The following is a 25,848-nucleotide window of genomic DNA, read 5'->3' on the forward strand; positions in this document are numbered from 1 at the left end:
GCCTCAGACGGCTGCCCGGGGCCGGCCCGCGCCCAGGTGGTGGACGGCGGTCCCCGCGGCGTGCGGGGCGAGCAGGCCCCGCAGTTCCTCCGCCGCGTCCTTCAGCAGATCGCCGTCGCGGTCGGCGCGCAGGGTCTCGAGGACGAAGGCGACCCGGACGGAGTCCGCGGTGACCCGGGTGCGGTGGGCGTCGCGGTGGTTCCAGTGCCGGGTCAGCACACCGGTGGCGTCCGCGTAGACGACCTCGCCGGGCCGGGGCCGCTCCACGGTGCCGGGCTCGCCGAGCGGGGTGAAGGACTCGGTGCCGTCCGCGTACCTGATGTCGACGTCCCCGGTGACGCGGTCCAGGTCGAAGGCGCCGGCGGGCAGGCCGTGCCGTACCGAGACGGCGTTGTAGGAGTCGACGGCCGGGTTGATCCGGGGCAGCGAGCCCTTCTTGGCCAGCCGGCGGCCGAGGGCGTCGACGCTGGGGCGGACGCGGCGCGGATTGGTGCCGAAGGACCGGTAGGCGGTGTGCCAGGCCTCGATCCGGGGGTCGGTCTCGTCGGCGGGCTGCCAGGTGCCGTCGGCGAGCCGCCGTTCGAGCTCCGTCAGTGCGGCGGCGGTGTGCGGCCAGGGCTCGTGGCCGCGCAGACCGGTGGCGGTGACCAGCGCGACGAGGGTGCCGGGGAAGGCGTCGACGACGGCGGGGGCGATGCGGAAGGCGGGCATGGGCGGTGTTCCGTTTCCGGCGGGCGCGGCGGGGCGGGTGGGTGCCGCGGGGCGGGGCTGGGCGGGGTCAGGGTTACAAGGGGCCGGGACGGGGTCAGGGTTACAAGGGGCCGGGACCGGGTCGGGGCTCCAGGGGCCGGCCCGGGGTCAGGGCTTCCAGGGTCCGATGCGGTCCAGGCGGCGGCGCTGCCGGCGGGCCGCGGACAGGTCCAGGCCCTGGGCGCGCGTGGTGAGGTGTTCGGCGACGGCGGTGCGGTGCTCGGCGGGCTTGTGGTCGTCGTACTTGAACTTGGCGCGTACCTCGGTGACCTCCAGGCGCAGCCCCCGGATGCCGGGGAGCATCCGGCCGTACGGCGGCTCGTCGGCGACGACGGGCGCGTGGTCGCCGTCCGGCTGGAAGTGCGCGAGCTGGCGGCGCAGCAAGGCGGCCTTGGCCTCGGGGTCGTCGACGACGTGGGCCCGGCAGGTGAACTGCACGGCCGTGTAGTAGCTGGTCGGGACGCCGTCGGTGGGCGGGGTGCCGGACGGGGCGCGCCAGGGGCCCGGGACGAAGGCGTAGTCGCCGAAGACGGTGAACGTGACGTTCGGGTCCCGCTCGATCGCCGCCCACACCGGGTTGGGCCGGGCGAGGTGGATCAGGAGGTGGCCGTCGTCGCCGGTGAAGTGGGTGGGCACCGCGGCCGGCGCCTGGCCCGGCGGTCCGTTGACGCTCAGGATGCCGAAGTCGTGGCCCTCGGCGATCCAGGACTGCCACTCGGCCTCGTCCAGGCCGGCGTCCCAGGGGTGGATGAGCATGCGGTTCTCTCCTTGCTCAGGTCAGGGCGAGCAGGCCGACGGCGACGGCGGCCGTGCCCAGGCCGACCAGCTGACCGCGGTGGATGCGTTCGGCGAGCACGCCGCGGGCGAGCAGGACGGTGCCGGCCGGGTAGAGGGCGGTCACCACGGCGACGACGGTGAGGTCCCCGCTGCGGGCGGCGAGCAGGAACAACAGGTTCGCCACCGAGTCCAGCACGCCCGCGGCGGCGGACAGCGCGTACGCGGGCCGCTCGGGGCCCAGCCTGCGGCGCAGCAGCCCCGCCGCGGCCAGGGTGACGGCCGAGGACACCGCCCGGCCGGTGATCAGCGGGGCCACCCCGCTGTCCGACGGGGCCTGGTGCAGAAAGACCAGCTGGAGGGCGATGGCGGCGCCCGCGCCGAAGGCCAGCAGCAGCGCCGTCCTCGACGGGCGGGCCGCACCCGTCCTGTGACCGGCGCTCACCAGCACCACCGCCACCAGTGCGAGCGGCAGACCGACCAGCCCGGCGGCGGTCAGGTGCTCGCCCTGCAGCAGCCCCACGGCGACGGGCAGGGCCGCGGACACCAGCGCGGTCACGGGCGACAGCACGTTCATCGGGCCGATCGCCAGGGTGCGGTAGAGCAGGGCGAACGCGGCGGCGGAGGCGACCCCGGACGCCGCGCCCCAGCCGAGGGCGCCGGGGTCGAACGAGGCGCCGAGGAACGGCCACAGCAGCAACTCGACGGCGAGCGAGGCCGGGGCGGCGACCATCACCGTCCGCAGCACATGGGCCTTGCGGGCACCGAGGCCGCCGAGGAAGTCGGCGCACCCGTAGGCCAGGGAGCTGCCCAGGGCCAGCAGCAGAGCGATCACGGTCCATCCCTTACAATCATCGGAACGACCGAACCGTACAACAGAACGACCACCCGGTGTCAACAGAACGACCGCGCGGTACATTGTGGTGGTCCCCCCCGCGAGGATGTGATCGGATGGCCGAGACGGCCGCAGCCCTGCAGGCACTCGCGCGCAACGTGCGGGCGGCGCGCACCCGCGCCGGCCTGTCCCTGGACGAACTCGGCCGGCGCGCCCAGGTCAGCAAGGGCGCCCTGGTCGGTCTCGAGAAGGCGCAGGGCAATCCCAACTTCGCGACCCTGGTACGGCTGGCCGACACCCTCGGTGTCTCGGTGTCCGCGCTGATGGAGGGGCCGGCCGAGGACCGGGTCCGCGTGGTCTCCGCCGAGACCGTGGCACCCCTGTGGACCGGCCCGCGGGGCAGCGAGGCCCGGCTCCTGCTGACCACGACGGGACCGGCTCCCGTCGAGGTCTGGCGCTGGCGGCTGGAGCCGGGGGAGGAGTACCCGAGCCACCCCCACCAGTCCGGGGTCGTGGAGACCGTCAGCGTCACCGCGGGACGGATGACCCTGGTCGTCGACGGCGCCGAGCACACCGTCGAGGCGGGCCAGACCGCCACCTTCGACGCCGACGCCCCGCACACCTACCGCGGCTCGGGCACCGGGAGCTGCCACCTGATCATGACGGTCCATCTGCCACCCGGCCCGGCAGCCTGAGCAGGGCAGGGAGGACCCTGTGGCGGGCGGGGCGGACCCACGCGTGTGAGCCGCCCCGCCTGCGTGCACGGCGGCGGGGCGGCTCCGGAACGGGCCGTGGCGCGCGGGCGCTCAGCCGGCCGGGTCGAGGACGACCGGCAGTTCGGCGAGGCCGCGGAAGGCCGGGAAGGGGACCTCCAGCCAGCGCGGCCCGGCGGCGGGGCCGGCCAGGGCCATCCCGGGGAACCGTTCGAACAGGCGGGTCAGCGCCAGCTGCGTCTCCATCCGGGCCAGCGGCGCCCCCAGGCAGTAGTGACTGCCGTGCCCGAAACCGAGATGGGCGTCCTGCGCGTTGCCCGGCCGCATCACGTCCAGCTCGTCGGGGCGGTCGAACTTCTGCGGATCGCGGTTGGCCGAGCTGAGGGCGATCTGCACCAGGGCGCCCTTGGGGATCCGGGTCCCGCTGTACTCCACGTCCTCGGTGGCGTAGCGGAACGTCGCGCTCTCCACCGAGCCGTCGTAGCGCACGAGTTCCTCCACCGCCGCGCGGATCAGCTCCGGGTCCTCCCGCACGGCGCGCAGCTGCGCGGGGTGCGACAGCAGGTGGTGGACGGCGTTGCCGATGAGGTACGCGGTCGTCTTGTGACCGGCGAACATCAGCAGGAACGCCGTGGACACCAGCTCGCTCTCGGTGAGCCCGTCGTCGTTGTCCCGGACCGCGATGAGGGCGCTGAGCAGATCGTCGCCCGGCCGTGCCCGTTTGGCGGTGATGAGGTGCGTGAAGTACGCGTGCAGGTCCCCCTCGGCCTGCTGCTGGGCGCGCTTGGCCTCCTCGCCGAAGCCGGTCTGCGCCACCGTGGTGGACAGGTGCTGCATCCGCGACCGGTCCTCCGGCGGCACCCCGAGCAGATCGCAGATCACGATGATCGGCAGCGGGAAGGCGAACGCGGGCAGCAGGTCGAAGGGTTCCCGGGCGGGGCACGCGTCGAGCAGGCTCCGCACGATCTCCTCGATCCGCGGCCGCAGCGCCTCCACGCGCCGGGGGGTGAACGCCGAGTTGACCAGCCGGCGCAGCCGGGTGTGCTTCGGCGCGTCGGAGTTGAGCATGTTGTCGTCCAGGGCGACGGACGAGTCACCGAAGATCCTCCGGTAGGCGTCCATGGCCCCGTACATGTCCTTGCTCAGCCGGGGATCGGACAGGGCGGCCCGCGCGTCGTCGTACCGGGTGATGAGGTACGTGTCGTTGCCGTGCGGCGGTCTCATGGGGCACACGGGTGCCGCGGTGCGCAGATGGGCGTAGACCGTGTGCGGGTCGCGCCGGAACTCGGGGGTGCACCGCTCGGCCGCGGTGACGGCCTCTTGCGTGGTGGTCACGGACGACTCCTGAGGTCGAAGAGGGCTTGGGCGTTGCCGCCGAGAATGAGCTGCTGGGCGGCCGCGTCGACCGGCAGCTTCTCGATCAGGTGGATGAAGTCCTCCAGCGGCGCCGCCATCGGCGGTGAGTCGGTGCCGAACAGCATCCGTTCGGGGCCCAGCACTTCGGCGTTCAGGCTCAGGTGGGCCGCGCTGAACGGGCTGGTGTCGACGTACATGCGCCGCAGCGCCGCGGCGGGGTCGGCCGACGGCCGTGGGGTACCCGGGTCCGGCCGCGCGGCCGGGGGAGCGGCGGCGGCCGTCCCGGGCCGGCCCGACGGCGGCGCGCCCCCGGCCCAGTGCCGGGGGCGCGCCGCCGTCTGCAGGCGCTCCGGCAGCAGCGCCATCGCGCCGCCGCCGGTGGCGCCGATCAGCCGCAGACCGGGGTACTTGTCCAGCCATCCCGCGAACGCGATCATGGCCATGCCCAAAGTGACGTCGCCGAAGCGGCCGATCTGCTCCACGAAGCCGGTCTCCTCGACCCGTTCCGTGCCCGCCGGTTCGGCCGGCGCGTGCACCAGCACCGGCACCCCCGCCTCCGCGGCCAGCGCGAAGAAGGAGTCGGCGCGCGGCGAACCGAGCAGCTCCCCGTGCACGCTGGACGTGGTGATCAGGCCGACGAACGCGGGGTCCGCCAGGGTCTCCCGCACCCCTTCGAGGTGATCGTCGTCGCCGAACGGGTTGGCGTAGACGTACCCGCGCAACTGGTCCGGGAACTTCCGGATCAGCCCCGACATCCACGCGTGGAAGGCACGGAGCCGGTCGCGGGGTTGCGCGTAGTTGTCCACGCCCGCCACCCGCGCCATCGCGCCGGCCCCGACGGGGCTGCCGATGATGGTCAGGTCGATGCCGGCCTCGGCGCGGGCGGCGAGCATGCCGTCGACGTCGGTCAGACTCGGGGGCATGGGGAAGCGCTTGGCCGCTTCCGGTGGGGACAGGTGCCCGTGGATGTCGATGATCACGTGTCGGTTTCCGGTTTCGGTGCGAGTGCGCGGGTGACCGCGGCACAGTCCTGGTCGCCCAGTCCTTGCTCGGTGGCGCGGACGTGGGTCTCCGCCGCGGCGGTCGCCAGCGGCAGGCTCAGGCCGACTGCTGCTGCCTGCTTGGAAGCGAGCATGAGGTCTTTCGCCATCAGCCGCAGCCGGAAGTCCGGCTCCTCGAAGCGGCCCGAGGCCAGCCGCCGCGACTTGAACGCCATCACCGGTGAAGCGAAACCGCTGCCCGCGATGGTCTTGAGGACCAGCTGCCGGTCCAGGCCACAGGCCTGCGCCAGTTCGGTGGCCTCGGCCAGCGCCTGCACCTCTATGCCCATCAGCAGGTTGAGGAGCAGTTTCATCCGCATGCCGGACCCCAGTGCGCCCAGATGGACCACGTCCTTGCCCAGCGTCTCCAGCAGCGGGCGGGCGGTCTCGAACGCCCGTTGCTCGCCCCCGGCGAACAACCGCAGTTCTCCGTCGCGGGCGTGGTCGCGGTTGCCGAGCATGCCCACGTCCAGCACGGCCGGGATCTCACCGGCGATCTGCACGACCTCGTCGGGGGCGACGGTGCTGGCGCAGATCAGCACACCGGGGTACGGACCCTCGGCCAGTACGCCGCCGGGGCCGTGCAGCACCGCGCCCAGGGCCTGGCCGTCGGCCACGACGCAGAGCGTGGCGCTCGTGCCCGCGACGGCGTCGGCGGGGTTGGCGGCGGCGTAGGCCCCCGCCTCGGCGAGCGGGGCGGCGCGCTCGGGGGTACGGTTCCAGACCCGGACCTGTATCCCCTCGTCGAGGAGGCGACGGGCCAGTCCGGCGCCCATCGTGCCGAGTCCGAGGACGGCGACGGGGCCGCGCACGGGGGGCTTCAAGACGCCACCCCCTTGGTCTCCTTGATCACGCGGAACCGCATCGACTGCCGCTGGTCGACGAACTCGCGCAGCGGGGCCACCAACTCCTGGTGCTCCGCGCTCTGCTGCCAGGCGAAGAAGTCCTCGGCGGTCCGCCATTCGCTGGTGATCACCCACTGGCGGGAGTCGTCGGCGGGTTCGCCGAGCCGCTCGATGATGTGTCCGGGGGTGCTGGACACGGACTTCCGGAGCTGCTCGTACAGATCCAGGAATCCCTGTTCGCCGCCCTCGATGACGCGGACTGCGAAAACCACGCTCAGCTTGTCGGCCGGTCGGCCGTTGTCGTTGGTGCCCATGTCTCCTCCTGTGTGAGAGCCGGACGGACACGACACCAACGGACTCATGTCCCTCGTACGGCTGCAACTCCGAATGGGGGAGGACCCAGTGGGGACAAGGGGTGCACGGTGCGTCATTAGTCATTTCGGGTGACTGATGACGCGGAGCGTGACGCGTTCCGGTGTGCCGGGCCCGATCGCCGGCCGAGGGTGACGGGCCGCCGACGGCGATGACATGATGACCGGCGACACAAGGCGACGGCGGTCCGAGGAAGCCGGTGCGAATCCGGCGCGGTCCCGCCACTGTGACCGGCGAGCGGCTCCCGCGCGGCCACCGCACCGGACGGGGTGCGAGGGCGGGACGGGCGACGACCCGGGAGCCAGGAGACTCACGCGGTCGCCTCCTCAGACGACACCGGGGCGGATCTCCCCGGGAGGGGAGCGGTGCGCCATGCCCGACAGGCGGACGAAGAGGACGACGGGCGGACCGGTGCCGTGCCGGGTCGTCGTGTGCCGCGACTGCTGCTGCGGCAGTCCGAAGGTGACGGGCGATCACGCGGCGCAGACCGCGCGGCTGCGGGCGGAGGTGCCCGTGCGCGTCTCCGACTGCCTCGACGTGTGCGAGCAGGCCAACGTCATCGTCGTACAGCCCTCCACCGCAGGCCGGGCCGCCGGCGCGCGGCCCGTCTGGCTCGGGCTCGTCAACGACGCGGACGCCACCGAGGACATCGTCGGCTGGGTGCGCGCCGGCGGCCCCGGCGTCGCTCCGCTGCCGGACGTCCTCGACCTGTACGCCTTCACCCCGCCGCGCCGGCGCGGCGGGGCCTGAGCGGGATCGGTCACTTCGCGCCACCGCCGACCCGCCGGACACCCGGCCGGCCACCCGTCACGAGAGGAAGATCACGCCGGTCGGAGGCGGTCTTGGCGGGGCGTCGGTCCCGCGGTACGGTCTGTCCGATATCGACGACGGCATGACGGAAGCCGGTGGGAACCCGGCACGGTCGCGCCACTGTGTGCGGGCCCCCGCGGGGGTGCTCGTGAGTCAGACCCGGGGCCGTCGTCCTGTGCTCCACCGAGATGGGACGCGAACTCCCAGAGGAGGTCCTGCCATGGCGCAGACCGTCGCCCCGCCGACAGCCACCACTCCCGCCGTACCCGCCAAGCTGCCGCTGAGGGAGATTGCGCCCTGGGCGGTCTTCTTCGGCATCCTCATGCTGGTCCTGCTCTACTTCGTCGGCGCCGAGCAGGGCGCCACCTCCGTGTTCAACGGCACGGACGTCCACGAATGGGTGCACGACGCCCGCCATCTGCTCGGTTTCCCCTGCCACTGACGCGAGGGGACACCGCCCGCCCATGAACTCCGCAACCGTACGGAACCTGCTCGTGCGGGGCATGCTCGCCGGCCTCGCGGCCGGCGTGCTCGCCCTGGTCGCGGCCTACCTCCTCGGTGAGTCGAGCGTCGACAAGGCGATCGCCTTCGAGGACGCCCACTCCCACGAGCACGAGATGGAAGTCGTCTCCCGCTCCCTGCAGTCCACGGCCGGCCTCGCCACCGGCGTCCTCGTCTACGGGGTCGCCTTCGGCGGCATCGCCGCGCTCGCCTACTGCTTCGCCCTGGGCCGCGTGGGCCGCTTCGGCCCACGGGCGACCGCGCTGCTGCTGTCCGGCTGCGCGCTGCTCACGGTCTACGTCGTGCCGTTCCTGAAGTACCCGGCCAATCCGCCCTCGGTCGGCGACCCCGACACCATCGGCAAGCGGACCACGCTGTACTTCCTGATGATGCTGCTCAGCGTCCTCCTCGCGGTCGCCGCCACCATCGTGGGCAAGCGCCTCGCGCCCAGCCTGGGCACCTGGTGGGCGACAGTCGTCGCGGTGGCCGCCTTCGCCGTCGTCATCGGCCTGGCCTACGCGTTCCTGCCGGCCGTCGACGAGGTACCCAAGGACTTCCCGGCCGCCCTGCTGTGGCGGTTCCGGCTGTCCGCGCTGGCCGTCCAGGCCGTCCTGTGGGGCGGATTCGGGCTGCTCTTCGGCGAGTTGGCCGAGCGGCTGCTGAAACCCGCGCCGGCCGGCGCCGAGACCGGCCACGCGGTGCCGGCCGCGCGCTGACATCTCCCGGAGCACGGCCGCACCCGCCCGGAACGCCGGAGGGAACACCTGCCGGGGACGGATGTACGGCCCGCCAGGCCCTAGTCCGCCCCCGGCGCCCCCAACGGGCGCCCCAGCCGCAGGTTCCAGCGTCCGGCCCGGCCGCTGAGTTCCGTCACCGTCAGCGGCGGCACGTCCAGCCGCCAGAACAGCGCCGCGGACAGGCCCAGCGCCCCCACGACCGCGGCCCGCACCACCTCCGGCTCGACCACGGCGAGCGTACGGCCCTCCGCGGACCGTGTCCCGTCCAGCCAGCGCCCGATCCGCGCGCACAGGTCCAGGACCGACTCACCGCCGTGGGGCGCGCAGGCCGGGTCGGCGAGCCAGCGGCCCACCGCCTCCGGCTCGGCGGCCCCCACCTCGTCCAGGCCGCGGCCCCGCCAGCGGCCCACGTCGAGACCCGCCAGGTCGGCCGCGGGCTCGGCGTCCAGGCCCAGTGCGCGGGCCGTCTCCCGACAGCGCGCGCCCGGCGAGAGCAGCACCCGCGCCCCGGGGGGAAGTGATCCGGCCGCCGAACGGGCCAGCGCCGCACCGCCGTCGTCGAGGGAGCCGCCGTCATCGAAGCGGGCCTGCCGCAGCGACACGCTCATCGCCGGGGAGACGAGAAGGATGCGGCTGGTCACGGTCGCTCCTGTCACTGGCGTCCTGGGGCACGGGACTCGGCCGGGCGGGGCGCCCTGGTGAACATAGCAGGAGTGGATCCAGGGGTGCCGGCCGGCCGTGGCACCGCCGTGCACCGGTTTACCAGTCGGGCATCCTTTGTCGACAGCATCGCATCGGGCAACGTCATGGCCGGCCCCTGTTTCCGGAACGGGAGCCGGTCGCTCAAAACGGTTGCCGTGTCAGGAGGCCCGGAATCCCATGCCGGACGCCTCGTCGAAGCCGGGCCGCCGCTGGAGCCGCCCGTCAAGTTGCACCGGATGACTTGGTGCCGTCGTACGGCGACCCGCTCGGTCAGCAGCAGGTCGAGGAGGTCGAGGGGAGTGGCGCCGGGCATGCGTTCGGCGGTCCAGAACGTGCGGGCCTCGTGAGGGGAGCCCGGACAGGGTGGGCGAACGAAGAACGGTGCGTAAGGACGTGCGTGCGCCGGCGCGGTCAGCGGCACCGGCGGCGCAGCAGGAGGTCCGCGACCACCGGGCGGTGGTCGGAGGCCGTGGTCCCGGACGCGTACGCACCGGTGACCGTCACGTCCGGGGAGACGGTCACGAGGTCGATGCGCCTGACCGGGCCGGCCGCCGGGTACGTCTTCCCGCCGTCCGCGGCGGCGTCCGCCAACGGCCCCCACAAGCCGGCGAGTTCGGGCGCGCCCGGCTCGGCGTTGAAGTCGCCGAGGAGGACCTTCGGGCCGCGGTCCTCGGCGAGGACCGCGAGCATGTCGTCGACCTGGGTCCGCCGCACCGAGGGGTCCGTACGGTAGTCCAGGTGGGTCGTGTACACGTGCACGGAGACGCCCCGGACCCTCACCGACACCTCCGCGAAGCCCGGCGCGGGGGCCGGCACCGGACGGGGCGTCTGGGTGGACAGCCGGGTGATCTCGTGGTTCCAGGCGCCGCGCACCGGAAGCCGGCTCAGCACGGCCACACCGTACTGGCGTCGCTCCGCGTCCGGAGTGGCCGGAGGGAGGTCGTAGATCGGCGCGAAGAACACCCGCATGTGCAGTCGTCCGGCCAACTCCCGCGCCTCGTCGGTGAAGTCGCTGCGGGCGCCCCAGTGCACGTCGACCTCCTGGAGGCCGACCACGTCGGCGTCGAGGTCCTGGATCGCCGCCGCCGTGCGGTCGAGGTTGAAGACGCCGTCCTGGCCGGCTCCGGCATGGATGTTGTAGGTGGCCACGCGCAACGGCACACGGGCGGCGTCCGGTCCGGTGCCGGCCGTCCGGCCCGCCGCGGCAGCGCCCGGAGCCACCACGCCGAGAGCGGCGGTGACGGCGAGCACGGCGGCGGTGACGGCGGCGGCCGGTGCGCTGCGAACGGGGCGTCGGGGCTTGCGGTCCACTGCGTCCTCCAGCGGTGATCCTGTCGGGTCCGGGTGCGCACGTTCACTCGGGGCGCCCTAAGGCACCGGGACGTGCGCAGGGCACCGGCGCACGGACGAGGGGCGGTCCACGGCCGTCGCTCCGCCGCCCCGGCGCCGTCCTCGCTCCGCCGTGCCTCACCGCCCATCGGCTCCCCCGCCGTGCGCCGCCTCGTTCCCGCATCATGCCCGGCACGGGACCGGCCGGCCAGACCGCCGCCGTCGCCCGGCGCCGCCTCCCCGCATACCCGTCACACCAAGGGTGTCGAGAGGACGGTCACTCTCCCCGGAGGGGCACGGGCGGCGGCCCGGCGACGACGGCGCGCGCCCGCTCGCCCGCCTGTTCCCGTCGGGACCACCCCGGTTTCCGGGTAGATGCTTCGAGGTGCACCGGGAACCGGTCGGCAAGCGGACCACCGCCTCGGTGGTGCCGGCGGACGACCCCGGGGGTGAGGTGGCCGGCCGCGCTCCGGCGCTCTGACGGGCGAGCCCCGCCCCGCCCGTGCCGGTCGCCGCGAGGCACGTCGACTCGAACGCGGTGACTATGTAGGAGGTAGGAGAAGGCAGGCTGCAAGGCGCCGGCGCGGCGCGCGCTCCCACCGAGTGGGAGAGGAGCACGGGGCATGGGCGGTACGGACACCTCGCGACCCGGCCGGGGCCGCCCCCTGGCGGGTGCCGGCTCGTCGCCCACGGGGCTGCTCGATCTGCTGAGCGTGGCCGCGGTGGTGCTGGACACGAGCGGGCGCGTGGTGTTCTGGAGCCCCCAGGCGGTCGAGCTGTTCGGTTACACCGCCGAGGAGGCGCTGGGCGAGTTCGCGGCGCAGCTGCTGATCCACGAGGAGCACCGCGACGAGGTGGTCGCCCTGTTCGCCGAGGTCATGGAGTCGGGCACCGACTGGGCCGGCGCCTTCCCGGTCCGGCACAAGAACGGCGGCACCCGACTGGTCGAATTCCGCAACATGCGTCTGCTCGACGACCTCGGCGACACCTACGCCCTGGGCCTGGCCGTGGACCAGACGCTCCTCACGCAGGTCGAGCGGGGTGTCGCCCTGTCGGCACGCCTGGTCACCCAGTCCCCGATCGGCCTGGCCATCCTGGACACCGACCTGCGCTACCTGAACGTCAATCCGGCGCTGGAGCGCATCCACGCCCTCTCCGCCGCCGACCACCGTGGCCGGCGGGTCCGTGACGTGCTGACCTTCCTGGACGCCGAGGCCATCGAGAGCCGGCTGCTCCGCGTGCTGGAGACCGGGGAGCCGGTGACCGACCACTACGTCGTCGGCCGGCCCGCCTCCGATCCGCAGCACGACCACGCCTGGTCGGTGTCGTACCACCGGCTGGAGGACGCCGCCGGCCGGGTGCTGGGCGTGGCCACGTCCGTCATCGACATCACCGAGCGTCACGAGGCCACCATCTCGGCGACGCGGGCCCGGAACCGGCTGGCCATGATCGCCTCGGCTTCGGCGTCCATCGGGACGACCCTGGACGTGGAGCAGACCGGGCACGAGCTGGCCCGTGTCGTCGTACCGGACCTGGCCGACGTCGCCTCCGTGCACGTCCTCGAGAGCATCCTGCGCGGACGCACCCCGTCGGTCGCCGGCCCCGCCCGCTTCCGCGTGGTCGCCGTCGCCGCGGCACACGCCCGCGAGGCCGCCGACGTCGCCGACCCGCCCGGCGAACTGGCCCGGTACGACGGCGACCGGCTGCTCACCCAGTGCGTGCGCGCCCGCCGGCCGGTCATGGTGGCCAAGACCTCCGGCGAGGACCTGCGGCGCATCGCCCGCACCGACGAGGCGGCCTCCCTCCTGGCACACGCGGGGGCCCACTCCTACCTCGCGGTGCCGCTCCTCGCCCGCGGCGAGGTCCTGGGGGCGCTCAGCCTGGTCCGCACCGGCACGGAGGCCTCCTTCGACGAGGACGACACGCTCCTCGCCTGCGAGCTGGCCGGGCGGGCCGCGACCTGCATCGACAACGCCCGCTGGTACCAGAGCGTGCGCAACACCGCCCTCACCCTGCAGCGCCGGCTGCTGCCGCAGCTGCCGTCCCGGCTCCCCGGCCTGACGATCGCCTGCCGCTACCTGCCGGCCGGCGCCGTCAGCGAGATCGGCGGCGACTGGTTCGACGCCATGCGCCTGCCCGGGGACAAGACCGCTCTGGTCGTCGGGGACGTGATGGGCAGCGGCATCAACGCCGCCGCCAGCATGGGCCAGCTGCGCAGCGCGACCCGCGCGTTCGCCGGACTCGACCTCGACCCGGCGGAGGTGCTCCGGCACCTCGACCGGCTGACCGAGGACGTCGAGCACACCATCGCCACCTGTGCCTACTGTCGGTACGACCCCGAGCGCGGGGAGTGCCGTATCAGCCTCGCCGGCCACCTGCCGCCGGCCCTCCTGCGGTCCGGTCGGCCCGCGGAGCTGCTCGACCTGCCCTCGGGGGTGCCGCTGGGGGTCGGCGGTACGGCGTTCGAGACGACGGTCTTCCCGTTCCGGCCCGGTGATCAACTCGCTCTGTACACCGATGGCCTGGTCGAGACCCGCAGCGACCCGATCGACGCCCGGCTCGGCACCCTTCTGGAGGCCCTGACCGCGACGGCCTCCCAGGACCTCCGGCAGACGTGCGACCGGGTGCTGGAAACGCTCCGGCCGCCGGGCGGCGACGACGACGTCGCCCTCCTGGTGGCCCGCGCCGAGCCCTGACCGGCCGGTGGCCCGCGCCGAGCCCCGACCGGCCGGCTCGGCGACCGGGCCCGGCACCGCACCGCGATCACCGGGCCCCGGCACCCTTCGGGCGGAGCGGTCAGTTCGGGTGGGCGCTGAGCCGCTCGATGGCCTCCAGGACGTGCTTGCGCTGGGCGTGCGTGCGCTCGTATCCCTTGAGGACCTGCAGGTCGGACTCGGACAGCTCGGGCAGGCGCCGTTCGATCTCCTCCACGCTCAGCTGGCTGAAGCCGATGATGGGCAGGCTCTCCTCGGTGCTCACCGCTCCCTGGACCTGCTCGGCGGCGGCGGTCACGTCGCGCTCCTGCGCCGCCGGTTCCTCGGCCTGCCCGGGGCGCTGCCCGTGGCCGGCCGCGTGGCGCAGCAGGTCGGCGACGGCCAGCAGCGGGCGGGCGGCCCGGTGGGCGAGTCCGTCGTCCGCCCTCTGCTCCACCCGGAAGCCTTCCCCGGCGGCGGCCACGGCCCGGGCCTGGCGCGCGAGGCTGTCCTCCAGCTGGTCCAGCAGCTCCCGGTCGTGGTGGCGCAGTTCCAGGAACAGCTCCAGCGTGACACGGTCCTGCGCCTGGTCGGCGAGCACCTCGCCGGCCTGGGTGGTGGCCAGGGCCCGGGCCGCGGCGGCGTACTCGTCCTCGGTGTTCTTCAGTAGTTGCCGCTCGTCGGCCGGCCCCCGGCCGCGCATCGCGCCCGTCACGGCCTTCTGACCGAGGGCCAGCGGGAGCGTGGCCGTCTTCACGGTGGTGCGGGCGGCGAACCGTGCCATGTCGGTCACACCGCCGAGCAGGCCGCGGGGCCGCAGCCCGCGCAGATGGAGTTCCAGGCTGTGCAGCTGGTCCTGAATGTCGTCGGCCTGGCGTTCCAGCATCTGCCGGTGGGGGCCGGGCGGTGAGGCCTCCGCGTCCGCCCGCAGCCGGTCGCGTGCTGCGGCGTGGGCGTGGTGGGCGTCCTCGAGCGCCGGTACCAAGGTCTGCGTCATCGCCATCGGGGGCTGCTCCCTGCGGGGTCGGGCGGCGGGCGGCATTCAGCCGCGCGGGAGTACGGCCGTCCGGCCGGCCGTGATGCCGGGCCGGGCAGCCGCGATCATCGTGCGGGACCGGCGCCAAGATCACCCGCCGGGAACGCGTCCGCGCCGGGGCGGGAACGACGCCACCGCCCAGCTCCTGCCGCGTCTGCGGGGCCCAGGGAGGCCGCTCGGGCGGTTCGACCGTCCGGGTGAGCGCGGCGCACGCACGGCGGCGGGGCGGGGGGCGAGACGCGGTCCGCCCCCCGCCCGCCTCAGGACGCGTCGACCCGGTCCGCGCGCCGGGTGAGCGCGGTGAAGCGGTCGACGTCGATGTTGCCGCCGGACGCGATGACGCCGATCCGGCGCGGCGGGTTGCCGACGCGTCCGGCCAGCAGGGCGGCCAGGGGCGTGGCGCCGCTGGGCTCCAGGACGATCCTGAGCCGCTCGAACGCGAAACGCATCGCGGCGAGGATCTCGTCGTCGCTGACGAGGGCGACGGAGTCCACCAGGCGCTGGTTGACGGCGAAGGTGAGTTCCCCGGGCGTGGCCAGGGCCTGGCCGTCGGCGATGGTGCGGGGGACCGGGATGCTGACGCGTGCGCCGGCCTCCAGGGAGCGCTTGGTGTCGTCGCCGGCCTCCGGTTCGACACCGATGACGCGGATCCCGGGGCTCAGCTCCGTCGCGGCGGTGGCGCTGCCGGCGATGAGCCCGCCGCCGCCCACGGGTACCAGGAGGGCGTCCAGCGGGCCGGTCTCCGCCAGGAGTTCCAGGGCCGCGGTGCCCTGGCCCGCGATGACGTGGGGATGGTCGTAGGGCGGGATCAGGGCCAGGCCGCGGTCCTCGGCCAGGGCGTGGCCGAGCGCGGTGCGGTCCTGGGTGTAGCGGTCGTAGGTGACGACCTCCGCCCCGTACCCGGCGGTCGCCTCCCGCTTGGAGCGCGGGGCGTCCTCGGGCATCAGGATGACGGCGGTGGTGCCCAGCTCCCGGGCGGCGAGGGCGGTGGCCTGGGCGTGGTTGCCGGAGGAGTAGGCCGCGATGCCCTTCGCCAGCTGCTCGGGCGGCAGTTGGGCCGCGGCGTTGTACGCGCCGCGGAACTTGAAGGCCCCGACCCGCTGGAAGTTCTCGGCCTTGATGAACACCTCCGCCCCGACGAGGGAGTTCAGGGTGCGGGAGGTGAGGACCGGGGTGCGGTGGGCAATGCCGTCGAGGCGGGCGGCGGCCTCGCGGACGTCGGCGAACGAAACGGGCAGGGGGGCGGCGCTCATGGGAGTCCTCGCTGTGTCCTGGGCAGGGGAGGGGCGGGCGGGGGTCACCAGCCGGTGACGCGGGGCCAGTACGCCTCGATGGCCGGCGCGGTCGTCGCCGGGCCGAGGGCGCCGTCGACGACGTGGTAGCCGTGGTGCTGGGCGGCGGTGGCGCAGGCGTGGTTGGGCAGGACGCGCAGGCGGGTGCCGATGGGCAGCTCGGGCAGGCCGGCGCCGTTCCGGGCGGTGAGGGTGCCGTGCTCCTGGCTGGCGGCGGTCATGACCAGATCCGGGATCAGCGTGCCGTTCAGGTCGGTGACCAGGCCGTAGCCCTGGTCCTGCGGCTGCGCGGCGGTGCCGCGGTCGCGGGACATGGCCATCCAGCCGCCGTCGGTGAGGATCCAGCCGTACTCGGGCCGGTGGCCGATGACGGTGACCACGACCGACAGGGCGAGGTCGTCCAGGCCGCACACGCCGAGGCCGGCCATCACCAGGTCGAAGAAGACGTGGTTGCCGGCGCGCAGTTCGGTGACTCCGGTGAGGTCGTCGGCGGCGTGGGCGGTGGGGGTGGAGCCCACGCTGACGGTGGTCACGGGCAGCCCGGCCGCGCGGAGCCGCTCCGCCGCGGCGACCGCGGCGTCGCGTTCGTTCCGCGCCGCCGCACGCCGTTCCTCGGCGGTGCGGCAGAAGTACGACTCGCCCGCGTGCGTCAGTACGCCGTCCAGACAGCCCGCGTCGTGCAGGACGCGGGCGATCCCGGGCAGTCCCGGCGCGTCGGGCCGGAGTCCTCCGCGGTGGCCGTCGCAGTCGATCTCGATCAGCGCGGGCAGGGCGACCCGGGCATCGCGCGCGGCCGCGGCGACGAACACCGCCTGCTCGGTGCTGTCCAGCAGGACGCGCACGGTCACGCCGCGCCGGACCAGGGCGATCACCCGCGGGAGTTTGTGCGGCTCGATGCCGACGGCGTAGGTGATGTCGTGGTGACCGGCCCCGGCGAACGCCTCGGCCTCGGCCAGGGTGGAGACGGTGACGGGGCCGGGGCCGCCGTCGTGCAGCAGCGCGGCCGCGTCGAGGCTCTTGGCCGTCTTCACGTGCGGGCGCAGGGCGACCCCGAGCCGGTCCGCCCGCGCCCGCAGCCGGGCGATGTTGCGGCGGGTACGGTGCACGTCGACGACGGCGAACGGGGTGTCGGGGCCGGCCAGTGTCCGGGCGGTGGGGGAGACGGCGGTGGACATGGACGAGTGCCCCTTCACTTCGCGTAGTTGTAGACCGTGGCCCGGGACACTCCGAGCAGGTCGGCGATGGCCTGTGCGGCGTCGCGCGAGTCGAAGTAGCCGTCGCGCTGCAACTGCCGTACGAGCGCCTTCTTGTCCTCCCGGCCGAGTGAGCGGGGGGTGGCGCCGCGCTCGGCGGCGCGGGCCTCGACCGTCTGCCGCAGCTCGCGCGCGTGCCGGTCCCGGAGGGTCTCCAAAGGCTGGTCGCGGTGCTCGGTGTCGGTGGCCACGAGGTTGGACAACGCGAGGGTCACGGGGGACAGGACGGACACGTCGAGGTTGAGACACAGCGCCGCGACGTACTCCCCGGCGGCGTTCTTGATGCCGATGGACGTGGACTTGGCGGGGCGGCCGTCGGGGAACCGGTTGGGGTAGTTCTGGATGACGCTCGGGTACTGCGGGTCGGCGATGCGCGCCAGGCCCAACTCGGTGGCCGAATCGCCCACCTGACGGCCCGAGAGGTTGTTCTCGATCGCGCGGATGGCGTGCGCCGGGTCCCGCAGGTCGTGCAGCACCACCTCGCACAGGCCGGGGAACATGCGGCCCAGTGCCACGGCGATCCTCTCGGCCTCGCGGACGAGGTGCTCGTCCGCGCCGTCCCGGTCCCCGCGGGCGTCGTCCACGCCACCCTCCGTCGACTGTCCATCCAGTTCTGGACTGGAAGTCTAAGCAGGGGGGTCGGGTGCGTCAACCGACGGCCACCGGGGAAGGCGCCGGTCACCGGTCCGGCCCCGGCGCCCGCCGGCCGCCGCCGTCAACTAACGTCGGGACCGCAGTCGTTCGCACGGGGCACGCGCACCGAGCGCGCGCACGAAGCGTGCACGAAGCGTGCACGAAGCACAGGTTCCGACACGTTCCACCAAGGGGGACACATGGCCGACCGGTCCAGCGCAGAGCACCGCTTGTGGCTGCGCAGCTTCCACCAGGCGGCGCCGGGAGCGCCGCGGCTGCTGTTCCTGCCGCACGCCGGCGGTTCGGCGAGTTTCTACGTCCCCTTCTCCAAGGCGCTGTCGCCCGCGGTGGACGTGCTCTCGGTGCAGTACCCGGGCCGCCAGGACCGCCTCGCGGAACCTCCGGCGACCTCCGTGCAGGAACTCGCGCGGGGCGTCCTGCGCGCCCTGGACGAACGGGACGACACGCCTCTGGCCCTGTTCGGGCACAGCATGGGCGCCATGGTCGGCCACGAACTGGCCCGGCTGCTGCAGGACGCCGGCCGGCCCCCCGCGGTGTTCTTCGTCTCCGGTCGCCGTGGCCCGTCGGTGGAGCGGGCCGAGGACGTCCACCAGGGCGGCGACGCACGGCTCATCGAGGAGGTCGCCAAGCTCGACGGCACCCACGAGGCCCTGCTGCAGGACGAGGACATCCTGCGGATGATCCTGCCCGCGCTGCGCGCCGACTACCGTGCGGTGGAGACGTACCGGCGCACGCCCGGACCGCGGCTGGACTGCCCCCTCGTCGCACTCACGGGCGACGCCGACCCCCGGGTGACCCCGGAGGAGGCCCGCACCTGGTCCGAGGAGACCGACGGCCCCTTCGAGCTCCATGTGTACCCGGGAGGCCACTTCTACCTGCGCGAGCAGCAGCAGGCCGTACTGTCCCGGATCGAGTCCACGCTACGGCGGCTCGGTCCCGGCACGGGGGCCGCGGCCTGATCCGCGGACCGGCATGCCGCCGGTCGGCGCGGGCGGCACCGGTGGACCGGTGCCGCCCCGGCGGTGTGCGTCAGCCGAGGACCTTGGCGGACTCGATGACCACGGGCTCCGTCGGGACGTCCTGGTGGCCGCCGCGGCTGCCCGTCTTGACCCCCGTGATGGAGTCGACGACGTCCTGGCCCTCGGTCACCTTGCCGAACACGGCGTAGCCCCAGCCGGTCGGGGTCTTCGCCGAGTGATTGAGGAAGGCGTTGTCCGAAACATTGATGAAGAACTGCGCCGTGGCGGAATGCGGGTCGTTCGTCCGCGCCATCGCCACGGTGTAGTTGTCGTTCTTCAGCCCGTTGTCGGCCTCGTTCTGGATCGGCGCCTGGGTGGGCTTCTGCTTCATGTCCTGGGTGAAACCGCCGCCCTGGACCATAAAGCCGTTGATGACCCGGTGGAAAATCGTGCCGTCGTAGTGGCCGCTGCGCACGTACGACAGGAAGTTCTCGGCGGTCTTGGGCGCCTGGGCGTCGTTGAGTTCCAGCACGATCCGGCCGAAATTGGTGTTCAGCTCGACGGTCGACATCAAAAATCTCCTTATTCCTGTGGGGCTTGCCCACGCCTAGGCTACGGAACATACGACCACACGGCACACGCACGGTGGCGTCGCGTCCCGCTCCGGACGGCCGTCCGCGTGTGTCAGGACAGCGGGGGAGTGTCTCCGGGCGCCGGGGGCAGGGCCAGGTGGGACAGGTCGCCCGGCGGGGGCGTGGTCACCGGCCACAGCGGAGGGGCCTCCCCGTCGGCGAGCGCGGCCGGAGCGTCGGTCAGCTGCATGCGCTCGCGCAGCCGGCCGTAGAAGTCCATGGGCCCGAGCCGCACCGCCTTGAGCCGGCGCGGCGCCGCGTACACCCCGATCCAGTCGCCGGGGCCGAGCACCCCGCGCAGCTGGCCGTCGATGCTGACCGCGGCCCGGCCCGACCGCTCCAGCACGCGCAGCGCGATGGGCTCGTCCGGTGCGGCCACCACCGAGCGGTTGAACACCATGTGCGGGGCGACCGGCGTGAACACCAGGGCCTGCGCGCGGGGCGAGACCACCGGACCGCCCGCGGCGAAGCTGTACGCCGTCGAGCCGGTGGGCGTGGCCACCAGCAGGGCGTCGGCCGAGTAGTAGGCCAGGAGCCGGCCCGCCAGGTAGACGCCGACCGACACCTGCCGGTCCCGGGCCAGTTTCTCCAGGACCACGTCGTTCAGCGCGGTGACGTTCAACGCGACGCCCCAGTCGCCGCCCGTCTCGCACTCCGTGCGCACCCGGGGCGGCGGCAGCATCGGCCCGCGGCCGTAGCGCAGCAGTGCCTCCATGTGCGCGGGCACCTCGAGCCGGCACGACGCCCGCAGGGTGAGCAGCATCCGGCGCTCCACGTCGAACCGCTCCTCCCGTACGGCGTCCAGCGCGGCCCGCACCTCCGTGGCGGGCACCTCCGTCAGGAAGCCGACCCGGCCGAGGTCCACACCCAGCACCAGGGCGTCGTTCTCGGCGGCCAGCCGGGCCCCGCGCAGGAACGTGCCGTCACCGCCCAGGGTGACGATGAGGTCCGGGTCGTCCGCGCTGTCGACCTCCTCTCGGGCACTGTGCCGGGCGCCCTCCTGCCACACGTCGATGTCCCGGCACCCCACCGCGTGCTCGGCGCACCACGCGCGCACGGTCCGCGCCGCGGCCAGCGCCTCGGCGCGCCCGCCGTGCACGACCAGGCCGACACGGTTCACCGTCATACCCGCACACCCGCCTCCCAGTCGGCTCGTACCGAGCGCCATCCTCGCCGCGGACCGCCCCGGCCCGGCGCGCGCCACGCCGCCGGAGGCCGCCGCGCGGCCGTCCGTGCCCGTGCGGACCTGATTTCGTCACCGCTGTGTCACAAGGGGCGCACCGGGGAACCCGGGGTCCCGCCGCCCGGTCTGTGCCCGTGAGCGCCGGCGCCCCGCCGGCCGACCTGACCACAGACCACCGACAACCGGGGGATTCCATGCAGCACCGATACACCAACGGCCTCACCGCGACGGCCCTGGCCGCCGCCGCCGCGACCCTGTCGCTGGCGGCCTGCCAGACGGCGAGCGGCGCGCCGGCGCACACCGCGTCGACCCCGAGGGCCGCCGCCGTCACCGTCTCGGGCGCGGTCACCGAGCGGGCGGCCGAGGCCACCGGCTCCGCCGAAGTCACCGGCTCCGCCGAGGTCACCGGCTCCGCCTCGGCCACCCGTTCCGTGTCCGCCGCGTCCGCCGTGTCCTTCTCCCCGGTCGCCGCCCGCACCACCTCCAGCACCACGCCGGCCTGTGCGGCGAAGGCGCTCAAGGCGACGGCGTACGAGGCCTCCGTCCGGCCGCGGGGTACGGGCACCGGGGCGGCGATCGTCCAGTTCAAGAACGTCTCCTCGGCGGCGTGCGTGCTGCGCGGCCACCCCACGGTGGCCGGGGCGGGCAACGGCTCGCCGCAGCGGACCGTCCCGCTGAAGGTGACCCCCAAGGGCAAGGCGAGCACCGTGCGCCTCGCGCCGGGCGGCAAGGCGTGGCTGAAGCTGACCTTCGTTCAGGTGCAGGGCGAGGCGGACGGCTACTGCGTCTCCGGCGCGAAGCCCTCCGTGTACCCGACGCTGGTGGTCGGCCTGCCGAGCGCGGGCAAGCACCAAGTGGCCCTGGACGAAGGCGTGTTCGCCGAGTGCGACGACAAGGTGACCGCCACGGCCGTGTCCGCGGTCAAGCCCGCCTGACCCCTTTCGCGCCGGGGACCCGGGCCCGCTCCCGGCCGTCCCCGGCGCGGCACGGCACCGGTCCCCGCCCGCGGAGGGCCGGTGTGACCTTCTTCCTTGCGGTGTCCGCCCCGCACCTGTGAGTCTCCCGTCGAACGATTTTCCGAAGAACTGTTATCGGCACCGCACCCGGCGGTCTCCCGGATAACGGACAGCATCGTTCGGCGTCGAGGACAGGGAAGTTCTGATGAGGACACAGCACACGGTGGACACGGCGGCACTGGTGACCGCCGCCCGAGCAGGGGACGCGGCGGCCCAGGACGCCCTGGTCAGCGCCTATCTCCCGCTGGTGTACAACATCGTGGGCCGCGCCCTGAACGGTTCCGTCGACGTGGACGACGTGGTCCAGGAGACCATGCTGCGGGCGCTGGCCTCGCTCGGTGACCTGCGCAGCCCGGAGAGCTTCCGCTCCTGGCTCGTGGCCATCGCGATGAACCGGGTCCGGGCCCACTGGCAGGACCGGCAGCTCGTCCCGGACGCCGTGGACGAGGCCGCCGACGTCGCCGATCCCGGCGCCGACTTCGTGGACCTGACCATCGTCCGCCTCCAGCTGTCCGGCCAGCGCCAGGAGACCGCGCGCGCCACCCGCTGGCTGGAGCCGGAGGACCGCGAGGTGCTGTCGCTGTGGTGGCTGGAGTGCGCCGGTGAGCTGACCCGGACCGAGGTCGCCGCCGCCCTCGCGGTGTCGCCGCAGCACACGGCGGTACGGGTGCAGCGCATGAAGGCGCGGCTGGAGGCGGCCCGGGTGGTGGTACGGGCACTCGACACCCGGCCCGCCTGCGCGGAGCTGCACGGGGTGCTGGCCGCCTGGGACGGTCTGCCCTCCGCCCTGTGGCGCAAGCGAATAGCCAGGCACGCCCGCGAGTGCGCGCGCTGCGGCGGACTGTGGAGCGGTCTGCTGCCCGCCGAGGGCCTGCTGGCCGGGCTGGCCCTGGTCGCGGTGTCCTCGGCCCTGCTCTCGACGACCCGGTCCGCCGTGACCGGGACGACCGCGGCCGGTTCCGCCGCACCGGTGACGGCCCAGGCCCCGGCGGTCCATGCGGCCGCGGGCCCCGGCGGACCGGCCCACACACCCCTCGGAGCCGACCAGGTCCCCGCAGCCGACCAGGTCCCCGGAGCGGACCAGGTCCCCGGAGCGGACCAGGTCCCCGGAGCCGACCAGGGCGACGGCTCCGGCGACCCGGTCGGGCTCCGTGCCTCCCGCCGTCGTACGACCGGCCGCGGTGAGGCGCGGCGACGGCGGCGGGTACGGCGCCGGGCCGTCGGCGGCGCCGTGGTGGCGGCCTGTGTCGCGGGCGGCGGCCTGTGGTACTTCGGCACCGACTCCGGACGACCGCACACCGGCGGGGCGACCGCCGCGCGGACCGCCGCCGCACCCGCGGTGGACCTCGCCGAACCCGAACCCAGCGCCGCCGAGACCTCCGCCTCCCCCTCGGCGTCCGCGTCGCCCTCGCCGTCGCGCACGAAGAAGCCGAGCCCCTCCCAGAGCCCCCGCCCCACGCGCGAACGCAGCACGCCGAAGGCCGCGCCGGCCGCGCCCACGACCCGGCCCGCCTCCCGCGCCCCGCAGGCCCAGCCGGCGCCCGCCGGCACGGTGGCCCAGGTGGTCGCGCTCGTCAACAAGGAGCGGGCGACCGCCGGGTGCGGCCCCGTCACCGAGGACCCGCAACTGGACAGGGCCGCCCAGGACCACTCCGACGACATGGCCGCGCGCGACTTCTTCGACCACACCAACCCGGACGGCGCCGGCCCCGGCGAGCGCATCACCGCGGCCGGCTACCGCTGGTCCACGTACGGCGAGAACATCGCGAGGGGCCAGCAGACCCCGCAGGCGGTGATGGACTCCTGGATGAACAGCCCGGGCCACCGCGCCAACATCCTCAACTGCTCGTTCAAGAACATCGGTGTGGGCGTCCACGACGGCCCGGGCGGCCCGTGGTGGACCCAGGACTTCGGCGCCAAGCTATGAGCCGCGGCCCGGGGTGTGCCCGAAGGCGCGGCGGAAGACGTCGATGAACGCGCTGGCCGAGGACCAGCCGCAGCGGTGCGCCACCGTGGTCACCGGCGTCTCCTCGGCCAGCAGCACCAGCGCGTGGTGCAGCCGCAGTTGGGTGCGCCACTGCGGGAACGTCATCCCGAGGTCCCGGCGGAACAGCCGGGACAGGGTACGGTCGCTCGCCCCGACCTCCCGGCCCAGCTCCGCCAGCGTGCGCCCGTCGGCGGGATCGGCGCGCAGGATGTCGCACAGCGCCCGCAGCACCGGCGAGTGGGGCGCCGGCAGGTGCAGCGGCTGCTGCGGCGAGGCGCGCAGCTGGTCCAGCAACACCGCGCGCAGCCGCGCCCGTTCGGGACTGCCGTCCTGCGGGCCGCGGGTGTGGGCGACGACGAGTTCGCGCAGCAGCGGGCTCACGGCCAGCACGGTCGGTGTGTCCAGGCCCAGCGGGTTCTCGTCCGCCGGCAGTCCCACCAGGTGCAGTTCGAGCGCACCGTGCGCGCGGTGGGCGTGCACGGTGCCGGCCGGCACCCACAGGGCGCGGGTGGCCGGGGCGACCCAGGAACCCGCGTCGGTGGTCACGGCCAGCACGCCCCGGCCCGCGTAGACGATCTGGTGGCCGTCGTGCCGGTGGGCGGCTATCGCCGCGCCGGGCGCGAGCCGCCGGGTGTGGGTGGGGGCCACCGGGTCGTGGCGGATCTCCGTCATCACCTGGCAGATTATCGAAAGCGCGACAACCTGCCCGGCCCGGAGCATGACCGGGTGCGAAGCAAAGCATCCATCACCCTGCTGTCCGTCGGGCACGCCTGTGTCGACGTCTACCAGGGAGCCGTGGCGTCCCTGATCCCGTTCCTCGTCGCCGAGCGTGCCTACGGCTACGCCGCCGCCTCGGGCGTCGTACTGGCCGCATCCCTGCTGTCCTCGGTGGCACAGCCGTTGTTCGGCGCGCTCACCGACCGCCGGCCCGTGCCCTGGCTGCTGCCGGCCGGCACGCTCCTGGCCGGCCTGGGCATCGCGCTGAGCGGCAGCACCGACGCGTACGCGCTGACGCTGCTGTGCGTGGCGGTCTCGGGGGCCGGCGTGGCCGCCTACCACCCCGAGTCCGCCCGGGTGGCCCGGCTCGCCGGCGGGGGCAGCCACAGCGCCATGGCCTGGTTCTCGTTGGGCGGCAATGCCGGCTTCGCCCTCGCCCCGCTGCTGGTCACGGCCGTCGTGGGCACGGGCGGACTGCGCTGGACCCCGCTGCTCCTCCTGCCGGCGCTGGTCGGTGCCGCCCTGAACCTGACCGTCCTGCGCGCACCGGAGCGACGGCACCCCACCGGCGGGGCACCGGCGGCCGGCGCCGACGACCTGCGGTCCTTCCTGAGGCTGTCACTGGCCGTGGTGTGCCGCTCGGTCGTGTTCACCGGGCTGAGCAGCTTCCTGTCCCTCTACGCGGCCGAGCGCACGGGCGGCGGCACCACGGCCGGTACGGCGGCGCTCTTCGTGCTCTACCTGGGCGGCGCGGCCGGATCGGTGCTGGGCGGCCGGCTGGCCGGGCGCTGGGACCGGGTGGCGGTGTGCCGCTGGTCGTACCTGCTCTCGGTGGCGGCGGTCGCCGGTGTCGTGTGGGTCCCCGGCCCCGCCCTCTACATGTGCGTGGCCCTGACCTCCGCCGGGCTGTACGTCCCCTTCTCCCTCCAGGTCACGCTGGGACAGGACTACCTGCCCACCCGGGTCGGCACGGCGGGCGGTGTCACCCTGGGGCTGACCGTCAGCGTCGGCGGACTGGCCGGCCCCCTCATCGGCCGGGTGGCCGACGCGACGTCCCTGCGCACCGCGCTGGCCCCGCTGGTGCTGATGCCGGCGCTCAGCTGGCTGCTGCTGCGCACCCTGCCCGAACCGGCGGGTCCCGGCGGCCGGGCCGGGGCACCGGCCGCCGTGGTTCAGCGGGCCGTGCCGAAGTCCTGAGTCCAGTAGCTGCCCGGCTGGGCCAGACCGACGCCGATCTCCTGGAAGCCGCAGTTGAGGATGTTGGCCCGGTGGCCCGGGCTGGACATCCAGGCGGCCATGACCTGTTCGGCCGTGCCGTACCCGTAGGCGACGTTCTCGCCGTAGCTGCTCCACGTGTAGCCGGCGCGGGTGATGCGGTCACCCGGGGAGGAGCCGTCGGATCCGGTGTGCGACATGTTCTGGTGGGCCGCCATGTCCTCGCTGTGCGCCTGCGCGGCCTTGGTCAGCGTCGGGTTGAGGGTCAGCGCCTGGCAACCGGCCTTGCCCCGTTCGGCGTTCACCAGCCGCAGGATCTCGGCGACGACTCCGGAGGCGGTCGCCGACGGCTTCGGGGTGCTCGGCGCGGCGGAGGCCCCGGACGCGGTGGCGGTGGGCCGGGGCGTGGCGGTCGCGGTGGACCGAGCGGTGCCGGTCGCGGTCGGG

General features: G+C 74.3%; 26 protein-coding genes and 1 riboswitch. Of the genes, 9 read left to right on the plus strand and 17 right to left on the minus strand.

The features are described 5' to 3' along the window. Positions 1–3: 3 nt before the first annotated feature. From IE312_RS02360 to IE312_RS02370, 3 genes are all read right to left on the minus strand, one after another. Positions 4–711, minus strand: coding sequence for a B3/B4 domain-containing protein (locus IE312_RS02360; protein WP_189977767.1), 708 nt, complete (start codon positions 709–711; stop codon positions 4–6). Positions 712–858: 147 nt separating this feature from the next. Next, on the minus strand, positions 859–1,506 hold the full coding sequence (locus tag IE312_RS02365) for an FMN-binding negative transcriptional regulator (protein ID WP_189977769.1): 648 nt from the start codon (positions 1,504–1,506) through the stop codon (positions 859–861). A gap of 16 nt (positions 1,507–1,522) precedes the next feature. Continuing rightward, complete coding sequence (locus tag IE312_RS02370) at positions 1,523–2,359, minus strand: EamA family transporter (RefSeq protein WP_189977771.1); 837 nt, start codon at positions 2,357–2,359, stop codon at positions 1,523–1,525. A 116-nt stretch (positions 2,360–2,475) separates the two neighbouring features. Between IE312_RS02370 and IE312_RS02375 the strand changes: the two genes are divergently transcribed. Then, the gene (locus IE312_RS02375) at positions 2,476–3,054 is read left to right on the plus strand and encodes a helix-turn-helix domain-containing protein (protein WP_189977773.1); all 579 of its coding nucleotides are present in this window, start codon (positions 2,476–2,478) and stop codon (positions 3,052–3,054) included. A gap of 111 nt (positions 3,055–3,165) precedes the next feature. On the opposite strand, the gene IE312_RS02380 is transcribed toward IE312_RS02375, so the two are convergent. From IE312_RS02380 to IE312_RS02395, 4 genes are read right to left on the minus strand one after another with little or no spacing between them, the layout of a single operon-like run. Beyond that, on the minus strand, positions 3,166–4,407 hold the full coding sequence (locus IE312_RS02380) for a cytochrome P450 family protein (protein ID WP_189977775.1): 1,242 nt from the start codon (positions 4,405–4,407) through the stop codon (positions 3,166–3,168). Beyond that, the gene (locus tag IE312_RS02385) at positions 4,404–5,408 is read right to left on the minus strand and encodes an amidohydrolase family protein (protein WP_189977777.1); all 1,005 of its coding nucleotides are present in this window, start codon (positions 5,406–5,408) and stop codon (positions 4,404–4,406) included. Before IE312_RS02385 ends, IE312_RS02380 begins: the two co-directional genes overlap by 4 nt. Further along, positions 5,405–6,292, minus strand: coding sequence for an NAD(P)-dependent oxidoreductase (locus tag IE312_RS02390; RefSeq protein ID WP_229898912.1), 888 nt, complete (start codon positions 6,290–6,292; stop codon positions 5,405–5,407). The genes IE312_RS02385 and IE312_RS02390 overlap by 4 nt, the downstream gene beginning before the upstream one ends. Beyond that, positions 6,289–6,627 (minus strand): antibiotic biosynthesis monooxygenase family protein, encoded by a 339-nt coding sequence (locus IE312_RS02395; RefSeq protein ID WP_189977779.1) that lies wholly within the window; start codon positions 6,625–6,627, stop codon positions 6,289–6,291. The genes IE312_RS02390 and IE312_RS02395 overlap by 4 nt, the downstream gene beginning before the upstream one ends. Positions 6,628–6,875: 248 nt before the next feature. Next, positions 6,876–6,996: riboswitch (cobalamin riboswitch) on the plus strand. A 61-nt stretch (positions 6,997–7,057) separates the two neighbouring features. On the opposite strand from IE312_RS02395, the gene IE312_RS02400 reads away from it, so the two are divergent. The 3 genes from IE312_RS02400 (at position 7,058) to IE312_RS02410 (ending at position 8,712) form a co-directional block, all read left to right on the plus strand. After that, on the plus strand, positions 7,058–7,435 hold the full coding sequence (locus IE312_RS02400; RefSeq protein ID WP_189977781.1) for a (2Fe-2S) ferredoxin domain-containing protein: 378 nt from the start codon (positions 7,058–7,060) through the stop codon (positions 7,433–7,435). A 280-nt stretch (positions 7,436–7,715) separates the two neighbouring features. After that, on the plus strand, positions 7,716–7,937 hold the full coding sequence (locus IE312_RS02405; protein ID WP_189977783.1) for a CbtB domain-containing protein: 222 nt from the start codon (positions 7,716–7,718) through the stop codon (positions 7,935–7,937). A 22-nt stretch (positions 7,938–7,959) separates the two neighbouring features. Then, on the plus strand, positions 7,960–8,712 hold the full coding sequence (locus IE312_RS02410) for a CbtA family protein (RefSeq protein ID WP_189977785.1): 753 nt from the start codon (positions 7,960–7,962) through the stop codon (positions 8,710–8,712). An 80-nt stretch (positions 8,713–8,792) separates the two neighbouring features. On the opposite strand, the gene IE312_RS02415 is transcribed toward IE312_RS02410, so the two are convergent. After that, a complete protein-coding gene (locus IE312_RS02415; RefSeq protein ID WP_189977787.1) occupies positions 8,793–9,374 on the minus strand; it encodes a histidine phosphatase family protein in 582 nt (193 codons plus the stop codon). Positions 9,375–9,846: 472 nt separating this feature from the next. Beyond that, complete coding sequence (locus tag IE312_RS02420; protein ID WP_189977789.1) at positions 9,847–10,746, minus strand: endonuclease/exonuclease/phosphatase family protein; 900 nt, start codon at positions 10,744–10,746, stop codon at positions 9,847–9,849. 641 nt (positions 10,747–11,387) lie between these two features. On the opposite strand from IE312_RS02420, the gene IE312_RS02425 reads away from it, so the two are divergent. After that, on the plus strand, positions 11,388–13,460 hold the full coding sequence (locus tag IE312_RS02425) for a SpoIIE family protein phosphatase (protein WP_189977791.1): 2,073 nt from the start codon (positions 11,388–11,390) through the stop codon (positions 13,458–13,460). A gap of 100 nt (positions 13,461–13,560) precedes the next feature. Here IE312_RS02425 and IE312_RS02430 read toward each other — a convergent pair whose 3' ends face one another. From IE312_RS02430 to IE312_RS02445, 4 genes are all read right to left on the minus strand, one after another. Then, positions 13,561–14,460, minus strand: a complete 900-nt coding sequence (locus IE312_RS02430) for a hypothetical protein (protein WP_189977792.1) — start codon at positions 14,458–14,460, stop codon at positions 13,561–13,563. Positions 14,461–14,753: 293 nt separating this feature from the next. Continuing rightward, complete coding sequence (locus tag IE312_RS02435) at positions 14,754–15,746, minus strand: threo-3-hydroxy-L-aspartate ammonia-lyase (protein ID WP_189977794.1); 993 nt, start codon at positions 15,744–15,746, stop codon at positions 14,754–14,756. A gap of 44 nt (positions 15,747–15,790) precedes the next feature. Beyond that, a complete protein-coding gene (locus tag IE312_RS02440; RefSeq protein WP_189977796.1) occupies positions 15,791–16,960 on the minus strand; it encodes an alanine racemase in 1,170 nt (389 codons plus the stop codon). 14 nt (positions 16,961–16,974) lie between these two features. Continuing rightward, the gene (locus IE312_RS02445; RefSeq protein ID WP_189977798.1) at positions 16,975–17,622 is read right to left on the minus strand and encodes a helix-turn-helix transcriptional regulator; all 648 of its coding nucleotides are present in this window, start codon (positions 17,620–17,622) and stop codon (positions 16,975–16,977) included. Between the two features lie 249 nt (positions 17,623–17,871). Between IE312_RS02445 and IE312_RS02450 the strand changes: the two genes are divergently transcribed. Beyond that, positions 17,872–18,651: a thioesterase II family protein gene (locus IE312_RS02450; protein ID WP_306419706.1), complete on the plus strand. Its 780-nt coding sequence runs from the start codon at positions 17,872–17,874 to the stop codon at positions 18,649–18,651. Between the two features lie 70 nt (positions 18,652–18,721). Here IE312_RS02450 and IE312_RS02455 read toward each other — a convergent pair whose 3' ends face one another. Then, on the minus strand, positions 18,722–19,222 hold the full coding sequence (locus tag IE312_RS02455; protein WP_189977800.1) for a peptidylprolyl isomerase: 501 nt from the start codon (positions 19,220–19,222) through the stop codon (positions 18,722–18,724). Positions 19,223–19,335: 113 nt separating this feature from the next. Next, positions 19,336–20,409 (minus strand): NAD(+)/NADH kinase, encoded by a 1,074-nt coding sequence (locus IE312_RS02460; protein WP_189977803.1) that lies wholly within the window; start codon positions 20,407–20,409, stop codon positions 19,336–19,338. A gap of 251 nt (positions 20,410–20,660) precedes the next feature. Between IE312_RS02460 and IE312_RS02465 the strand changes: the two genes are divergently transcribed. Both IE312_RS02465 and IE312_RS02470 read left to right on the plus strand, forming a co-directional pair. Further along, positions 20,661–21,401: a DUF4232 domain-containing protein gene (locus IE312_RS02465; protein WP_189977806.1), complete on the plus strand. Its 741-nt coding sequence runs from the start codon at positions 20,661–20,663 to the stop codon at positions 21,399–21,401. Between the two features lie 226 nt (positions 21,402–21,627). Continuing rightward, the gene (locus IE312_RS02470) at positions 21,628–23,409 is read left to right on the plus strand and encodes a sigma-70 family RNA polymerase sigma factor (RefSeq protein WP_189977808.1); all 1,782 of its coding nucleotides are present in this window, start codon (positions 21,628–21,630) and stop codon (positions 23,407–23,409) included. Here the strand turns inward: IE312_RS02470 and IE312_RS02475 are convergent. Beyond that, entirely contained in the window at positions 23,404–24,141 is a 738-nt protein-coding gene (locus IE312_RS02475; RefSeq protein WP_189977810.1) for an AraC family transcriptional regulator, read from the minus strand. The two genes, IE312_RS02470 and IE312_RS02475, sit on opposite strands and share 6 nt — an antisense overlap. Before the next feature lie 54 nt (positions 24,142–24,195). Between IE312_RS02475 and IE312_RS02480 the strand changes: the two genes are divergently transcribed. Further along, complete coding sequence (locus IE312_RS02480; protein ID WP_189977812.1) at positions 24,196–25,383, plus strand: MFS transporter; 1,188 nt, start codon at positions 24,196–24,198, stop codon at positions 25,381–25,383. Here IE312_RS02480 and IE312_RS02485 read toward each other — a convergent pair. Further along, positions 25,359–25,848: CAP domain-containing protein (locus IE312_RS02485; protein ID WP_189977814.1), on the minus strand; the 490-nt coding region annotated here is incomplete at its 5' end. The two genes, IE312_RS02480 and IE312_RS02485, sit on opposite strands and share 25 nt — an antisense overlap.

The sequence above is a fragment of the Streptomyces capoamus genome, assembly GCF_014654935.1.
Classification (GTDB): domain Bacteria; phylum Actinomycetota; class Actinomycetes; order Streptomycetales; family Streptomycetaceae; genus Streptomyces; species Streptomyces capoamus.

What these genes read in the sequence shown, in the direction of transcription:
- IE312_RS02360 (WP_189977767.1), bottom strand. Translation starts at nt 711, where the DNA reads ATGCCCGCCTTCCGCATCGCCCCCGCCGTCGTCGACGCCTTCCCCGGC.
- IE312_RS02365 (WP_189977769.1), bottom strand. Translation starts at nt 1,506, where the DNA reads ATGCTCATCCACCCCTGGGACGCCGGCCTGGACGAGGCCGAGTGGCAG.
- IE312_RS02375 (WP_189977773.1), top strand. Translation starts at nt 2,476, where the DNA reads ATGGCCGAGACGGCCGCAGCCCTGCAGGCACTCGCGCGCAACGTGCGG.
- IE312_RS02395 (WP_189977779.1), bottom strand. Translation starts at nt 6,627, where the DNA reads ATGGGCACCAACGACAACGGCCGACCGGCCGACAAGCTGAGCGTGGTT.
- IE312_RS02400 (WP_189977781.1), top strand. Translation starts at nt 7,058, where the DNA reads ATGCCCGACAGGCGGACGAAGAGGACGACGGGCGGACCGGTGCCGTGC.
- IE312_RS02405 (WP_189977783.1), top strand. Translation starts at nt 7,716, where the DNA reads ATGGCGCAGACCGTCGCCCCGCCGACAGCCACCACTCCCGCCGTACCC.
- IE312_RS02410 (WP_189977785.1), top strand. Translation starts at nt 7,960, where the DNA reads ATGAACTCCGCAACCGTACGGAACCTGCTCGTGCGGGGCATGCTCGCC.
- IE312_RS02425 (WP_189977791.1), top strand. Translation starts at nt 11,388, where the DNA reads ATGGGCGGTACGGACACCTCGCGACCCGGCCGGGGCCGCCCCCTGGCG.
- IE312_RS02430 (WP_189977792.1), bottom strand. Translation starts at nt 14,460, where the DNA reads ATGGCGATGACGCAGACCTTGGTACCGGCGCTCGAGGACGCCCACCAC.
- IE312_RS02435 (WP_189977794.1), bottom strand. Translation starts at nt 15,746, where the DNA reads ATGAGCGCCGCCCCCCTGCCCGTTTCGTTCGCCGACGTCCGCGAGGCC.
- IE312_RS02440 (WP_189977796.1), bottom strand. Translation starts at nt 16,960, where the DNA reads ATGTCCACCGCCGTCTCCCCCACCGCCCGGACACTGGCCGGCCCCGAC.
- IE312_RS02450 (WP_306419706.1), top strand. Translation starts at nt 17,872, where the DNA reads ATGGCCGACCGGTCCAGCGCAGAGCACCGCTTGTGGCTGCGCAGCTTC.
- IE312_RS02455 (WP_189977800.1), bottom strand. Translation starts at nt 19,222, where the DNA reads ATGTCGACCGTCGAGCTGAACACCAATTTCGGCCGGATCGTGCTGGAA.
- IE312_RS02460 (WP_189977803.1), bottom strand. Translation starts at nt 20,409, where the DNA reads ATGACGGTGAACCGTGTCGGCCTGGTCGTGCACGGCGGGCGCGCCGAG.
- IE312_RS02465 (WP_189977806.1), top strand. Translation starts at nt 20,661, where the DNA reads ATGCAGCACCGATACACCAACGGCCTCACCGCGACGGCCCTGGCCGCC.
- IE312_RS02470 (WP_189977808.1), top strand. Translation starts at nt 21,628, where the DNA reads ATGAGGACACAGCACACGGTGGACACGGCGGCACTGGTGACCGCCGCC.
- IE312_RS02475 (WP_189977810.1), bottom strand. Translation starts at nt 24,141, where the DNA reads ATGACGGAGATCCGCCACGACCCGGTGGCCCCCACCCACACCCGGCGG.